Below are 15,258 nucleotides of genomic sequence, written 5' to 3'. Positions count from 1 at the left end.
CGATGCTGGAACTGCTGGGCTTCTACGACGAGTTGGACGTCAGGTCCGGCCAACCGAACGGATCGATACGCGACGCCGTCCGGCCCGTCGGTGAACCGGACGAAGCGGAACTGGTCGCCTACCTGGACGGCGGTCACGTCCTCCTCGACGTCATGGAAGGCGGGGTCGACGTCCTCACCGGGAGCCCCCACCGGCACTCTCCGGGATGCTCGTCGCTGATGACCGACGGCAACTGGCTGTGGCGCCGGGACTTTGCGCACTACGTGGAGACCCATCACGTCGCGCTGCCGGCCTCGTTCGTCGCGCACGTCCGCGGCCTGCACTACCGGATGCCCACCATCGCCGTCGCGCGGTTCGCGCCCCACTACGACGAGACACTGCCCCTGGTGGGCTGGTCCTCGGCCGTCCCCTGGCGATCGACGGCGACCACGCTCGTGCCCGAACCACGGGCGGTGATCAGCAAGGCCGAGTTCGACGCGGCGACGGCGGCCCGGGAGCGGGAGCGGCCGGCGGGGGGCTGGAACAGACCGCGCAAGGCGCGCAAGCCTCCGAGAACATAGGTGCCGGGCGAGGGACAGGGGGCGGGACACGGTGGTACCGCGGCCGGGTGGCGAGACGGACAAGTTCGGGAATCGCTATGAAGGCGCCTGGACGATCAGACACGCCCTGTACGTACTGCTGGGCTCGGGCACCTCGCTCCAGGTGGAGCCCGGCGGGCCGCTCGGCGACGGGACCGAGTTCGTCTACCGGCACGACCACGGAACGGAGGTGCACCAGGTCAAGCGGCAGAACCGCAACGCCAACAGCTGGAACGTGGCCTCGCTCCGCGAGAAGGGGGTGTGGGACAGCCTGCGTTCGCACGTCGAGGCGGGCAGGGAGTTTCACTTCGTCTCCGTGCTTCCCGCCCGCGCGCTCGACGAACTCGCCGACCGGGCCCGCCGTTCCGACGATCTCGCCGTTTTCCGGACCGAGTGGCTGACGGACGAACTCCGGGGCCCCTTCGACGCCTTGGCCTCGGCCGACATCTACGGTTCGGCGGCGACAGCCTGGAGAATCCTGAGAGGACTTCGGGTGGAGTGGCACGACGAACGGGACCTCGTGCACACCAACGCGGTCCTGGCCGAACAGGTCTTGGCCGGAGCGCCCGGCCGCCTGGCCGCGCTCGCCCTCGGTCAACTCCTGCTCGACAACGTGGGCACCACGCTCGACGTCGCGGCCCTCACCGCCCGGCTGGCGCCGTACGGACTGCGGAGTGTCGTACGGGTCGACGCCGCCGCAGCGTCCGACGCGGTGAGCACAGCGACGCGTCGATGGGCGGCGAGCGTCGAACGTACGCTCCTGAGGCCCACGATCCCCCGCGAGGAGGCCGCCCGTCTCGTGGCCGAGATCGGCGAAGGCACTCGGCGGCTCATCCTGCTGACCGGTACCGCGGGCGGCGGGAAAAGCGCTGTGCTGCACCAGGCGTTCACCGCCCTGAACGAGGCGGGCACCCCGGTGCTCGCCTTCCGCCTCGATCGCCTCGAACCCTTCGGCTCGACCCATGAACTGGGGGAGCGCGTCCATGTCAGTCCCCCCGTCTAGCCTGTGAACCGCACGTTGACGCGTGGATCGAGCGGGGGTTAGTGCAGTGCAGTCCTCACGACAGCCCGTGGTAATCGACAAGAAGATCGATTTCCTCCCATTCCATGACATGCTCTGGGACGACTTCGAGCGGTTGGTGTGCGAACTCGTGCAGGCAGTGGAGTGTCTGTCGCCGTGCCACCGCTACGGAACGCCCGGGCAGGCGCAGGGCGGTATTGACATCGTCGGGCGTGCAGCGGACGGCGGCTGGCACGCCTTCCAAGTCAAGCAAGTGACCCGGTTCACGGACACAAACGCGAAGAAGGCGCTGGACACCTTCGTCCACGGTCCGCGCCCTCAGGGCGTGGCGCGCCTGGTCATCGTCACTTCGTGCAGGGGGACGCGCACCCAAGTGCGCGATCTGGCCCACGGCTACCAGGACCGGTATCCGGGACTGTCTCTCGGCGAGATCTGGGACGCAGAGCACCTGGGGATCCTGCTGCGTAGTCGGCCACTCATCGTGGCCCGCTACTTCGGAGACGAAGCGGCTCGCCGGTTCTGCGACCGCGAGGCATTGGGGGAGCTCTCGCCCACGGAGAGCGCGGGCGGCCTGAATCGTCCGGGCATCCCAATCGCCGCCGCCGACCCCTTCGACCTGGAGGTCCACGAGGCGATCATCGTCGACCACGCGACTGACGATGGTGGGCCACTGCCCGCATACTTCCGCAGGCCCTTCGACGACGAACTCGGCATCGCCGTGAACCAGGCCCTCGCAGGGCGAAGCGCCATGAAGGTGCTTCTTGGAGACTCCTCCACGGGGAAGACGCGAGCGGCATGGGAGGCGATTCAGCGGCTGCCTGGGGACTGGCGACTGTGGCATCCGGCTGCCCCTGAGGACCTGCTCGCCGCGATCGACTTGGTAGGCCCCCAAACGGTCCTATGGCTCAACGAGATCAACCGCTACCTCCTCTCCGGCGACACCGATCGGGACGAGCAGGTCGCTTCCAGACTGACGGGATTGCTTCGAAGCGCCCGATGCGTACCCGTGCTCGTCCTCGGTACGGCTTGGCATGAGCACTGGGCCACGATGACCACCGCGCCACGGGACGAACGCGCGCAGACGAAATCCCTGCTGGCCAGGTGCCCGATCCGAGTACCGGAAACGCTCAGTGAGGACGAGCTCACCATTCTCACCGCAGGGTCCGAGGTCACCGATGAACGGATGCTGCAGGCCGCGCGCCTCGCCGAGAGCGGACACGTTATCCAGTACCTGGCCGGTGGCCCGGCCCAGTTGGAGCGTTACGAGACGGGATCGCCCACCGCCCGCGCGGTGTTGCAGGCCGCCATGGACGCCCGTCGACTGGGCCACAGCCTCGATCTCCCGCATGCCTTCCTCAAGAACGCTGCCGCGGAGTACCTCACCTCGCTGCAACGCGACCTGGCACGGCCCGACTGGTTCACGCGAGCGGTGGAGTACCTGTCAGCCCCGTGTCGTGGTGTACGTGGGCCTCTGACGCCGGCCCCGGGCCCATCTCTGCCGGACCTACCGGAACCGAGCCATTACCGACTCTCGGACTTCGTCGAACTGCACGCGAGAAGGCATCGCGAGCTGAATTGCCCGGGTGAGAGGTTTTGGTCCGCCGCCGTACAACATGCCGCCAGCGCCGGGGACAAGGTCACGCTGAGCCGCGCAGCCTTGGCCCGCGGCATGACGACGGACGCCGAGGCCCTGGCCATGGTGGCGGCAGAGGAAGGCGAGGGCGCGGCACTGTCCACGCTCGCCCTCTGGCTCGAGGACCGCGGCAAGGGCGAGGATGCTCTGTCCTATTTTGAGTTGGCCGCCGAGCTCGGCGATGCCGAGGCTCAAGTCCACCTGGCCTGGCGGTACGAGCGTGCGCAACTGCTCGACGAGGCGGAACGTTGGTACCGGAAGGCCGTGGAATCCAGCGGCAGGTTCGACGCTGCAGCGGGGCTCGCGTCCGTCCTGTCCCAGCGCGGAGAGGACACGGCTGCGGAGCGGCTCTACGAGGCCGTCCTCGACCGCGGCTTCTTCGGAGCCCGGGCCGTCGAGTATCAGGCCCGCTGGCTGGCAGATTGCGACCAGCACGAGCGCGCCCTCCACCTCGCGACGCGATCGTTCGAAGCGGGCAACAGTGAAGCTTTCACCGGGCTTGCCTGGGCCTATATGTACACGGACACGCCTCGGGCAATCGAGGTGTTCCTGCATGCAATGGAGGCGGGCGACATGAACGCTCCGCGCGAACTCGCCTGGGTGTATGAGGAGGAGGGGGACACGGCCCGCGCCGAACACTTCTGCGAGATTGCCGTCTCCATGGGCGAGACGAATGCTCTGCGCGGTCTGGGCATGATCCGTCGTAGCAAGGGTGGCTACCGATCGGCCGCTGGCCTGCTCTGGAAGGCTTACAACCTCGGCGTGGGCCACGCCTTGCCAGAGCTTGCCAGACTGCGGGAGGAGCAAGGCGACCTCAAACGAGCGGAGCGGCTCTATCGGCGCATACTGCAGGAGGGGGACCCGAGCGCGGAGGCGGATCTCGTCCGCATCCTGGAGACGACAGGAAGAACACGTCAAGCTGAGGAACTGGCCGCTCGTTCCGTGACTCTCATCGAAGCCCTTGCGCGCGCCCGCGCCGCCCGCGGAGAGAGCGAGGCGGCTGAACAGCTCCTGATCCCAGCCATCCGCCAGGGGGACCCGCATCTCCTCTTGACTCTCGCCGCCCTCCGCCGACAACGCGGCGACACCGCGGGCGCGGAACGAGCCCTGCGCCAGGCACAGGACGCAGGTGTCCGCTTCGCCGCGGAGCGGCTGGCGGAGCTGGAAGCCGAAGCCGCCCGACAGGAGGCGCCCTGAGGTTCCCACGAGGAACGCCAGCTCAGGCCCAGACTCTCCTCGACCTGCTTGCCGCCGATGTGCCACGGGGGCCTCATGAGTACCAGTTCTCCGACGACGGACACGCGACGGCGTGCGTCGCCATCACCAGGGTCCACTCCTGCCTCACGGCGAATGCCCTCACGCGACTCTTCGACCTGGCCGATAAGGCACTGAAACTCGTCGTGAACGATGAGGTGGTCGATCTACTAAGCTTGATCATTAACCTCGCTGCTGTTTCAGGCGGACGTGTTCGGTGAGGGTTTCGATTCGTTTCACGGTCTTCCCTGGCTCGTGACGTGGGGCTGGCCTGGGGTTCTTCGAGCCGGGTGGGCGTCCGGGTCCGGGCTTGGAGGGTCTGGGCACGTCGGCGGGACGGGCGGTCTTCACGCGGAGGTGGCGGAACCCCCGGCGGACCCGGGCAGGGGTGAGCCGACGAGGTTGCGCCGGCCGTTCCCAGGGCCGACGAAGATCCTCGGCGAGGGGCCGGGCAAGGCGGAGTTGGGTGTGGGCGGCGATGATCAGCCACGTCCACAGGTCGGCCGTGTGCGGATCGCGGACCTTGGGGACGGTCCAGCCCAGGGTCTGTTTGAACAGCCGGAAGGTGTGTTCAAGATCGAACCTGCGGAGGAACGCCTGCCAGCGCAGGTCGATGTCTGCGCCGGTAATCCCGGTGCGTGAGGACCACAGCCACACCGGCTTCGGGTCACGGTCACCGGGCAGGTGCTCAACTTTCAGCCGGATCAACGTGCCGTGGATCAAAGGGAGTTCACCGCAGTGGTCGAGCCAGGGGCCACGGGCCTGCAATCGGGGGTGCATCCGGTCCCAGGCGAGGGCTTCGGCCGTGCCGTAGCGGGTGGTGTCGCACGTCGTGGCCTGGTCGGGGGTGTGCCAGGACTCCGGCTTGGAGAAGGTGAGGACGCCGCCGTGCTTGCGGGGCTGTCCGCCGCGCGGGGTGGAGCGGCGTGGGCCGGCGTCCCGGAGCATGACGCGGTCCGAGCGCAGGCGGCCGACCAGCTCGACGGGCAGGTCGGCCAGGACGTAGGCGAGGCGGGTGACGTCGTAGCCGGTGTCCATGACGACGAGGATGTCCGCGTCGCCCGGCCGCCACTGCCCGGCATGCACCAGCCGGGTGACCACGTCCCGCAGCTGGGTGGCGGTCACCGCGGTGGCATCGTCGCACGGCCCCAGCCGGACCGCGTCCAGCACGGCCGTCCACGACGTGCGTCCCGTCTCCAGCGCGGCGACGAAGGAGTAGGGCCAGCCGGGGATGAACTGATCCGCGCTGCGGCCCCGTCCGTAGACGTGGCAGAACAGCAACTCCGGGCTGGTGGAGGCGTCGGGCCGCAGCCAGTTGCTCACGTCCACCGCGAGGACGATCCGCCCGTCGGCGGCACGCGGCAGCGGCGTGGAGGCCAGCAGCCTGCGCAGGCGCCGCGGTTCCAGCCAGCCGTGATTGACCGCGTCGTACATCGCCCCGTGCCCGCGCCGGTGCTCGGCCGTGAGCGTCAACTCGACCAGCGACGTCACCGGGCCGTCCGAGCACAGCACCGCGTCGGTGGGCTCGAAGAGCGCATCCGCCCGGGTGTAGAGGCAGTCGTAGAACTGGACACGAAAGTGGGACAGGACACCCAACGCGGCGTCGGCGGACTGTTCAGCGGCGAGACTCTTCACCAGCGGCCGTTCCTTCACGTGACGTTGCTCGACACCTCGAAGCGTGAAGAACGGCCGCCCTGCTGTCCCGGGAACGAACCAAGATCAGCGGGTCAGGTGAACGGCCCTGGTTAAACACCAAGCTATGCGGCAGAAGGGCGAGCGGTGGAAGGCGTCGCGCAAGGACGGCTTCCACGTGCTCCGGCACACATACGCCTCGGTCATCCTCGAAGCGGGCGAGTCCGTCGTCACCCTGGCCCGCTGGCTCGGCCATTCGAGCCCGACCATCACCCTGGACTACTACGCCCACTTCATGCCGGAGGCCGGCGGCAAGGGGCGCGGCGCCATCGACGTCCTGATCGGCCAGCCTGCACTGGCCGCGTAGCCGTCCGCTCCACACGACCCGCGAAACGGGTGGGCACAGCGATCTGCTGTGCCCACCCGTTTCGGCGTTCCACAAGGGAAGTTGGCTACTCTCCGTGCCGATCAGTGCTCCCAGCCTGCGCTTCAGCGGCGAGGCAACCGCAGGTCAACGCCCGCGATCGCAGGAGACCGCGCAGATTGGAGCGCGGCCCATTCTCCCCAGCGGCCTCGCAAGCGCCGTCGGAGCCCGCGATCCGGGCCGCAGCCACTCCCGGGAGCGCCTCTCAGGGCGATTACTCAGAGCCAGTCTTTCCGCTTGAAGATGACGTACAAACTGGTGCAAACACCCGCCATCAGGACGATGGCGAAGGGGTAACCGAGCACCCAGTGCAACTCCGGCATCCGATCGAAGTTCATCCCGTAGATCGTCCCCACCAGCGTCGGCGCGAACAAAATAGCCGCCCAAGAAGAGATCTTCTTGAAGTCATCGTCCAGGTGGCCCTGACCTGCAGAAATGTGAGCGATCAGGTACCTGGCCTGCGTTGATCCTTCTTTCGTGTTCTTTCAGGCTCGCACCCGCTTGGGTAGTCGATTCTCCCCACGCTCTCCCCAGAGCTGCTCGTACTCCCCAAATTCTCCCCAGAGATGACCCGAGTTGCGGCCACAGGCGAGGGGGAGCCAGTCCAACTGGGGCGCGGCCGTGTGCACGCTGAGTGGCTGCCGTAGGCAGGGCAGGAGCCTGTCTATAGGTTCGTCGTCTGCCGGCATCGCCCGTGCTGAGGGTGATCAGCACGGTCTGGAGGACGGGGGTCGGGGGTTGGGGTACCTGGCCCTGGCTTATACCGCCCGCCGGAGCCGAAGGCAGGGTGCGCCAGTGGATGCGTTGCCCGACTCCGAGAGGGGTGGGTAATGTATGTGCGCTTATACCGTCTTGGTCTGCTGCGATGTGAGGAATCCCTTGCCCCCTTCCATCGCTGTGAGGACTGTCGGGAGTGGGTATGCCTGACACCGATCTTCTGCGTGCCAGCCGGGACGGTGATCAGTTCCATTACCACTGGGCGGCTCGCCAGGCGCTGAAACTGCTGCTTCCCGACGCCGATCTGACCGCGATCGCTGTCGAGGGTGTGTCGCCCGACGACACCCAAGGCGAGGCTGGCGAGGACGTAGTCGACATCGCCGAGTACTACGGTGCGACCGGCCTTCACGAGGCCAACCGTGTGGTGTACCGACAGCTGAAGCACTCGACCGTACAGGCCACGGAGGAGTGGACTGTGTCGGGTCTCTCGAAGACGGTCAAGGGATTCGCGGAGAAGTTCAGGCAGATCCGTCAGGAGTCCCCGGGGCTCGAAGAGAAGGTGACCTTCGAGTTCCTTTCCAATCGGCCGGTCCGTGAGTCGGTGCTTCAAGCGATCGAGGTCCTGGCAGCCGGCGGAGAGCCCAGTGAGTACGCGCACGATGTCAAGTACCTCAGGCAGTACGCGAACTTCTCCGATGACGCAGCTGGTGAGGCCGCGTTCTTCAGTCGCCTGGAGGTGGATGCCACGGCCCCGGGTCTGTTGCGGCTCGAAGGGCTGTTCCGGCTGGACTTGACCGGTCTTCTTCCCGGTGCCCCGGATGTGCAGCCCCTGCTGCTGAAGGAGATGATCACCAGGCGCGCGACCTCGCTCGAGGCGAACCACGTCGTTGAACGCTCCACGGTGCTCGCTGCTCTCGGAGTCCCACCTGAGCATGTGCTGCCCGCGCCCAACCTCATCGACAAACCCGGGCATGTCATCGTGACGGACCAGACTCGCGCGATCGTCGACGACATCGTCGGACTCATCGGGCGGCCCGTCGTCGTTCACGCGGCCGGTGGCGTGGGCAAGTCGGTGCTCACGACACAGATCGAACCGAATCTGCCTTCCGGCTCGGTCATACTCGTCTACGACTGCTTCGGAAACGGTGGGTACCGGCGTTCCAGTTCACCGCGCCATCAACATCGTCAAGGTTTGGTGCAGTTGGCGAACGAGCTTGCTGCGCATGCCCTTTGCGATCCGCTGATCCCGGTCGGCACAGCTCAGCCAGCCGACTACGCGAGGGCGTTCATGGCCAGGGTCCGGGGCGCTGCGGAGGCTGTCACGGCCTCCGCTCCCGGGGCGCTCCTGGTTCTTGTCGTGGACGCGGCTGACAACGCGGCGCTCATCGCGAACGACGGTGGGGAGCGGACCTTCGTCACGGACGTGCTGCGCGAGACACTGCCGGACAACGTGCGGCTCGTGATGTTGTGCCGCAGCGAACGCATCGATCTGTTGAAACCGCCGCCCAACGTACACAGAATCGAGCTCGAGGGCTTCGGCGTGGCCGAGTCCAAGCAGCATCTTGAGTCGGTGTTCGGGCCGGTCTCGGAGGCACAGGCGGCCGAGTTCCATCGGCGTACCGGCGGCAACCCTCGGATCCAGGCCCTCGTTCTGGGCATGGCCGCGGACATCGAATCCTGTCTGGTCTCTCTCGGGGAGGCGAGGCACCCCGACGGCTCCCTCTTCGACGAACTCCTCCAGGACATGGTGGACCGGTGCAAAGACGCCCACCACCTGAGCGCGGAGATCGACCGTCTGTGCGAGGCCCTGGCCGCGCTCCGGCCGAGGCTGCCCGTCAAGGTTCTGACCGAGCTGTGCGGAGTACCGGCCGCCCTCGTGCACAGCTTCGCGGCCGACCTCGGACGCCCGCTCCTCGTCGACGGTGACACGCTGCAGTTCCGTGACGAACCGACCGAGACCTGGTTCCGGACGAAGTACCGTCCCACCGGCAACTCCCTGATCGATTTCATCGACCGACTGACCCCGCTCGCCGCCGACGAACCGTACGTGGCTGCCAGCTTGCCCCAACTGCTCTGGGAGGCCGGCCAGGTCGACACCCTCGTCGAACTCGCGATGACCGACGGCGCCCTACCCGAGGGCGATGACCTGGAACAACGGGAGATCGCCCAGCAACGGGCCCAGTTCGCTCTCAAAGCCACACTGCGCGTGGGAAAGGAGTGGGAGGCAACCCGGCTGGCCATCAAGGCCGGCAGCCTGGCCGCCGGTCACTCCCGCCGCCTTCAACTGCTGCGGTCCAACACCGATCTGGCGGGGCAGTTCCTGGATGCCGTCACGATCGAGGACATCGTCGCGAACCGCAGCCTCGTCGGCGACTGGCCCGGCTCCAATCTTCACTGCGAGGGCGCCCTTCTCTCGTTCGCCGCAGGCCAGACCGACTTCGCCCGCAGTCGGCTGCGCAGCGCCTCGGAATGGCTCAGGGCATGGGTGCAGCAGTCGGACGACGACGATGCGAACCGGCACCGAGTCACCGCGACGGATATTGCCGAGGTCGCCTTCGGGCTTCTCAACACCGACGGCGTAGAGGCATGTGTCAGCCATCTTGCTCGGTGGAGCCCCAACTGGGTGGCCTTCGAGGCTGGACTGATCATCGCCACCCGGCTTGCCGACTCGGGCCGCACCGAGGATCTGGAGGCTCTCGGCCTTGCGGCCGTGTCCTTGAAATACCTTCAGCTCGCGGTCGCTTCTGCCGCCTGGCAGGCCAACTTCGTCTGCCAGGCGCCCCTTGCGCGGCGCTTGGTGAGAATGCTGAAGCGCCAGCGCCGATCCGTCTCCGCTCGTCGGCACCAGGGATACTCCGAAGAGAACAAGGAGCTTCCAGCGGTCGGTTGGATCGTCGCGATGGGCCTGCGCCACGGATTTCTCTCGGACGGGGAAGCCGAGCGGATCCTGCGGCTGAATCTCCCCGGCGACCTGGGTAGGGGAGCCGGAAGCCGCTGGGGGCGCGGCACCGACACGATCACGCTGCTGTGCGGCTTCGCGTTGCTGTCGAAGATCCGGAGACAGCCCTTCGACGTGGACGAGTTCGCCGGCGAAGACGTCCGGGAAGCGCGAAAGAAGCCGCACACGTACTCAAGTACCGAAAACGACCACAAGCAGAATGTCGTGCCCCTCGGCGCCTGGGCGAGCCTGTGGATCGACTGCCTCGTTGGAACCGTCAGAGACACGGAAAGTCTTTTCCTGGAACTCGTACCTCCTACCCCGTCCCACCGGACCCTTGAGGAGGTGCCCCACTTCCTGCACAGAGGCATTGCCGGGCTCGGCGTCCGGATCCTAGCCTTCGGCTCGTCCGAGGGAACGCGCCAGCAATTGCTCGACTGGTACCGAGGCGCGCAGCGGCACCTTCCTGATGGGGTCCTCATCGACGCTGTCCGAGCAGCTGCTCCTGTCGATGAGTTGCAGCACGTCGCCGTCGAACTCGCTGAATCCGTGGCCGCTTCGCTCGACGCGGCTAAGGAGAGTGCCGAGTACAAGGCGGAGCAGATGGTGAAACTTACTCGCGCCGTCCAGCGATTCGACAGAAGCGAAGCTCACGCTTACTTCACCCAGGCGATCGATCTGACCGACCGCGTGGGCGACGACGTACACGCGTTGTGGCGGGCCTTCCTCTCCGTCGCCCGCCGAGCATCCGACGGCAATCACGACGACGACCGTCGTGCCTATCGCGTCGCCCAACTTACCGAAAGCCTGGAACCCTACCTCGGGGACGCAACGAATCACTCCGAGGTACTGGTCGCCATGGGCCGCTTGAGCGCCACGACCGCGACGACCGTCGCCTCCCGCTGGCGCGACCGCCGCTTCTGTTCCGTGGGCTCATTCATCCAGGCACTGCTCGACGCAGAGGCCGGCCCGCTCGCTCCGTCCGCCGTCACCGCCGCAGCGCTGGTGCCGTTCGACGAGCACCGCGTCGATGAACTCCGTCTCGTCGAACGAGCACTGCGCGAGACTCCGGGCGACGGTGAGCGTATCGCTGGAACGTTGGGACAATTCCTACGGCCACGACGCTTCAGCAGCGCATCCTTCGAACGCCTCGACCGGACCGCCGCCGAACTGGACGTCGACATCTCCGGAACACTGTTCGCCCCTGGCAAACGCCACATCGCCTTCTCCGCATCGGGCGGTTACAGCTCGGGCCGATGGACCCCGGACAATGAGCAGGACGCAGCGCGAGCGGCTCGTGCACGGCAGGCCGAGGACGCCCTGGCAGAGTGCGACTTCTCCACCGCCGAAGGCTGGGAGCAGGCCCGCCACCTCGTTCGCACGTCCGACCACCTGTTGTATATGGAGCAGGTCATAGCCCAAGCAGTCAAGGTGCCCCTGCGTGAACTCGACGACATGCTCGCCGCGTTCCAGTCCCATCCCAACCTCGACGCTTTCGACTACGCGCAGATGGTCAAGAAACTGGCCGCTCTGCCGCTGCTGCCACGAGCGGCGCGCCAGCAACTGAGGCATCTCGCGGACACGGCCGCGACCCGGTTCAGCCGGGAGCTGACCACCAAGGTCTACGACCCCATCGGCCTGTCCGAACTCGCTCGTCTGGCCGACGAGCGCGATGTGGATCTGCTCTCGACGGCTCTTCGAGAACTCGGTTCGCAGTCGGCCGTGCTTCCCCCCGAGGAGTGCTATCACCTGGCAGCCCGACTTGCCCCACGCCTTACCGGTCAGCAGGCGCAGATTGTCCTCGACGACTTCGGCACCATGCTGGCTGACCTCTGCCCCGAGGATTCGGGCGACGGTGGGTTCGCCGACCTTTCCACTGGACCGACCGGAGTCGTGGAGTGCTTCGCAGGCTATCTGTGGGCAGTCCTGGGTGACCCCGAGCAGGACGTCAGGTGGCGGGCCGCACACTGTGTCAGGCTCCTCGCCGAACTCAACTGCCAAGAAGAACTTGACGCCCTCCTACGATTCGCGCTCGGCACGATCGATGTGACTCCGTTCCATGACGCCCGTCTGCCTTTCTACGATCGGCACGCCCGTCAATGGCTGCTCTTCGCCCTCGCGCGGGCCGCTCAGAACCCCGCGACGCATCGGACACTTGCAGAGTTCGAGCCCCTGCTGCGGAGAGTGCTCTTCGACGACGGACCGCACGTTGTGATGCAGGAGAGCGCGAAAACGATCTGTCTGGCCCTCGCCTCGTCCCGCCCTGAGATCCTGAGCGCAGAGGAACTCGCCACCGTACGCGAGATCAACATCCCGACGGAAATCCTCGCTGAGTCGTGGGAGGAAGGAGAGGCAAGAAATCGAAGCCGTATGGAGGACGAAGCCCACGAATCCGAACTAAGCGACTTTCGCTTCTTCTGGGATTTCAAGGATGACTGGTGCAAGCCCCTCGGCGAAGCCTTTGGGGTCTCCGAGGAGACCGTCATAGGTCTCGCTGGGCGCACTATCACGGACACCTGGCGGCTCCCCTACCGCGGCACCCACGAGGACGACCCGCGCCACACCCTCAGGCTGTACAAGGACGGGAGCACCTTCGCCTACCGTACGACCCGGCCGGACGCCGACGACCTGGACTTCTACCTCACGACTCACGCCCTGTGGACCGTGGCCGGGGAGTTGCTCAAGGTTCATCCCGTGTACCGGGACAGCGAGGCGGACATGGACCTGTTCACCGACTGGCTTCGTGATTTCCGCGTCACTCGAGACGACGGCAGGTGGCTTGCCGACCGACGGGACCCCTCACCGCAGAGCGTCTTGAGAGGAAAGAACGAATCCCCGGACGCCGACTGGGTCTGGCGGCTGAACAGCAGGCACTTCAGTGAGCGTCTCTTGGCGGGTGACGGATGGGTCACAGTCTGGGAGAGCTCCGATGACGCGGGATACGAAGCTGAGCAGAGCGTCCTGATCCGTAGTGCCCTCGTCACTCCCGAGAGGGCCAGAGCACTGGTACTTGCCCTGCAGACAGCCCCTTCGTACATGGGCTACCGCATTCCCGATGCCAATGACAGCGACTACCAGTTCGACGTCCAAGGTTTCCGGCTCACCGGATGGATCGTCGATCCTGACGGGCGTGAGGGGATGGACAGTAAGGATCCGCTGGCCGCAGGGATCAAGTACCCGCCCTATATGCCTTCTGATGAAGTCATCGATCTGCTAGGGCTGGAAGCGGACGCAGATATGCGCGAATGGACTCAGGCCGGTGATATCGCTCTTCGTAGCGCCTACTGGGACGATACTTCTACGACCAGTTCGGACCGCGTGACGGGTACTCAGGGACGGCGGCTGGAAATTCAGCGGGACGCCCTTCAGGAACTGCTGGCTCTGGCCGGACACAGCATGATCGTCGAAGTGATGATCGACCGCACACACAAAGACCACAAGCAGAGCTACACGACGAGGTCCCGCCAAAACGATGACGAATCCCTCCCCCCACGCGAACGGTCCTACAAGATTTACCTCTTCGATGACTCCGGAAGATGCGGCGAGCTTTGAGCGGACCCTCGAACTTGGCAAGGAGATCGCCGACAGTCTCTCTGAGAGTGATGTCCTGGGCCGCTGGATGGCCCACCGCATCGGTGACTTGATCGTGCAGGCGGAGAACGCCACGGGAGCAGAGGCGGACGGCGTACGCCGCGAAGCGACGACCGTCATCCTCGCGCTCTGGGACCACCGGACGGCATTCCCGTCCCCGACTCCACCGCTGCGCGCGTTCGAGCCCGTGTTCAGGGCATTGGAACGACTGAGCGAGCCCCAAGACCGCTGGAGCTTTTACCGGATGTTCCCGTCTGGGAGTGAACCCAGTGAGGACGACATGGTCGGAGCACCGCTACTTCGGGTGGCGTTGAGCCTTGAGGAGACCGTCCGTGGCGTGGCAGGTGAGATTGTCGCGCTTGCTGCCCAAGAGGCCGACGACAAGGAGGCCAAGTGGTTGAAGCTCTCGGAGCATCTCGAACCGGACGAACAACGAGCGGCGCGGGACGCCCTCCTTCGGCTGGCGCGCACCCTCAAGGCGTACACCGATGGCGAGGATGGCGATCCGGCCGCACGCACAGGGCTCCCGAAGCTGATCGCTGCTCTGCAACGTGCCGAGTCACAGCTCGCAGAAGCTCGGCGGGTCCTCGAAGACGGTCTGCCCGCGATGCCGTCGGAGCGTGAACCCGACGGGTCGGTGTGAGGGTAGGGGCCTTTTTGAGGAACGGTCTTCCGGTCCGCAACTGATCTGCTGGCACGGGGGTACCTGCTAGATGTGCCTCGCCTGGGCGTGATCAGTCGATGTCGGGGGCACCGGACTCTTCGAGGAGACGGGTCGCGAGGTCGTCGGCCCACTCCACCGCCCAGGCGCGGAGAGAGATGATCGTGGCGTCATCGAGGCCGTAGGCGGTGAAGGCGTCGTCGTCGGTCCACTCGGCGCCCGTTAGGTTCGCCTGGAGGTCCTCGCGCTCGAAGCGGCCGCGGGCGTGTCGGCGGCCGAACTCTTCGAGTTCGGCATTGGTCCAGCGGCGGGAGGCTGCGAACACGTCGATCAGGTCGCGGGCGCTCCGCGGTCGGCGAGGGCGCGGACCTTGGTCCCGACCACGTCCTCCTCCGCGGGGACGGGCCCGTACGGGCTCTGGGCGACCGGCCGCCAGAAGATTTCCTTGAGGATGTCGACTTCGCATTCTTGCCCGGTGGCCGGGTCGGCCACGGTGAAGCGGGCGGACAGCGGGGCGGTCTCCAGCGCGTGTACCTTCCAGCCGCGGGCTTCCAGGCCGGCGCGGAGCGTGGCTGCGATGTCGGCCATGGGCGCCGGGTTCTCGGTGGCGACGTCGAGGTCCTGGCTGGGTCGGTTCACCAGGCGGTGTGCCTGCACGGCGTATACACCGGTGAGAACCAGTGGATACGGAGAACCGAGGGCGATGACGTCCGCTAGGAGCCGCGTGTGCAGCTCTGGCATGTCCGTCACGCGGCCGCCCGGGTGCGAGAGGCGAGCTCGGGGAAGGCGTCCTCCCGCACCGTGCGCAC

Annotated in this window: 6 protein-coding genes and 3 pseudogenes; 6 read left to right on the top strand and 3 right to left on the bottom strand. The window is 66.5% G+C overall.

The window, feature by feature from the left end; genetic code table 11:
* Window positions 1–2: 2 nt before the first annotated feature.
* From ACIBJH_RS17225 to ACIBJH_RS17215, 3 genes are all read left to right on the top strand, one after another.
* Window positions 3–560 (top strand): hypothetical protein, encoded by a 558-nt coding sequence (locus tag ACIBJH_RS17225; protein WP_399117670.1) that lies wholly within the window; start codon window positions 3–5, stop codon window positions 558–560.
* Window positions 561–591: 31 nt separating this feature from the next.
* A complete protein-coding gene (locus ACIBJH_RS17220; RefSeq protein ID WP_399117669.1) occupies window positions 592–1,581 on the top strand; it encodes an ATP-binding protein in 990 nt (329 codons plus the stop codon).
* Window positions 1,582–1,648: 67 nt separating this feature from the next.
* On the top strand, window positions 1,649–4,429 hold the full coding sequence (locus ACIBJH_RS17215) for a hypothetical protein (RefSeq protein WP_399117668.1): 2,781 nt from the start codon (window positions 1,649–1,651) through the stop codon (window positions 4,427–4,429).
* Between the two features lie 240 nt (window positions 4,430–4,669).
* On the opposite strand, the gene ACIBJH_RS17210 is transcribed toward ACIBJH_RS17215, so the two are convergent.
* Complete coding sequence (locus ACIBJH_RS17210) at window positions 4,670–6,121, bottom strand: NF041680 family putative transposase (protein WP_399117667.1); 1,452 nt, start codon at window positions 6,119–6,121, stop codon at window positions 4,670–4,672.
* Window positions 6,122–6,248: 127 nt separating this feature from the next.
* On the opposite strand from ACIBJH_RS17210, the pseudogene ACIBJH_RS17205 reads away from it, so the two are divergent.
* Window positions 6,249–6,485, top strand: a pseudogene (locus tag ACIBJH_RS17205) (tyrosine-type recombinase/integrase); the annotation flags it as partial.
* A gap of 275 nt (window positions 6,486–6,760) precedes the next feature.
* On the opposite strand, the pseudogene ACIBJH_RS17200 reads toward ACIBJH_RS17205, so the two are convergent.
* Window positions 6,761–6,955: pseudogene (locus ACIBJH_RS17200) on the bottom strand (CorA family divalent cation transporter); the annotation flags it as partial.
* 506 nt (window positions 6,956–7,461) lie between these two features.
* Here ACIBJH_RS17200 and ACIBJH_RS17195 point away from each other — a divergent pair.
* Window positions 7,462–13,749 carry a hypothetical protein gene (locus ACIBJH_RS17195; protein ID WP_399117666.1) on the top strand — a complete coding sequence of 2,096 codons (6,288 nt, stop codon included), beginning with the start codon at window positions 7,462–7,464 and terminating at the stop codon, window positions 13,747–13,749.
* The gene (locus tag ACIBJH_RS17190; protein ID WP_399117665.1) at window positions 13,721–14,431 is read left to right on the top strand and encodes a hypothetical protein; all 711 of its coding nucleotides are present in this window, start codon (window positions 13,721–13,723) and stop codon (window positions 14,429–14,431) included. Before ACIBJH_RS17195 ends, ACIBJH_RS17190 begins: the two co-directional genes overlap by 29 nt.
* A gap of 91 nt (window positions 14,432–14,522) precedes the next feature.
* On the opposite strand, the pseudogene ACIBJH_RS17185 reads toward ACIBJH_RS17190, so the two are convergent.
* Window positions 14,523–15,190, bottom strand: a pseudogene (locus ACIBJH_RS17185) (nucleotidyl transferase AbiEii/AbiGii toxin family protein).
* Window positions 15,191–15,258 lie beyond the last annotated feature (68 nt).

The organism is Streptomyces sp. NPDC050548, from assembly GCF_044457385.1.
GTDB lineage: Bacteria > Actinomycetota > Actinomycetes > Streptomycetales > Streptomycetaceae > Streptomyces.
This window is presented reverse-complemented; position numbering and strand designations above follow the sequence as displayed.

What these genes read in the sequence shown, in the direction of transcription:
- ACIBJH_RS17225 (WP_399117670.1), top strand. Translation starts at nt 3, where the DNA reads ATGCTGGAACTGCTGGGCTTCTACGACGAGTTGGACGTCAGGTCCGGC.
- ACIBJH_RS17195 (WP_399117666.1), top strand. Translation starts at nt 7,462, where the DNA reads ATGCCTGACACCGATCTTCTGCGTGCCAGCCGGGACGGTGATCAGTTC.
- ACIBJH_RS17190 (WP_399117665.1), top strand. Translation starts at nt 13,721, where the DNA reads ATGACTCCGGAAGATGCGGCGAGCTTTGAGCGGACCCTCGAACTTGGC.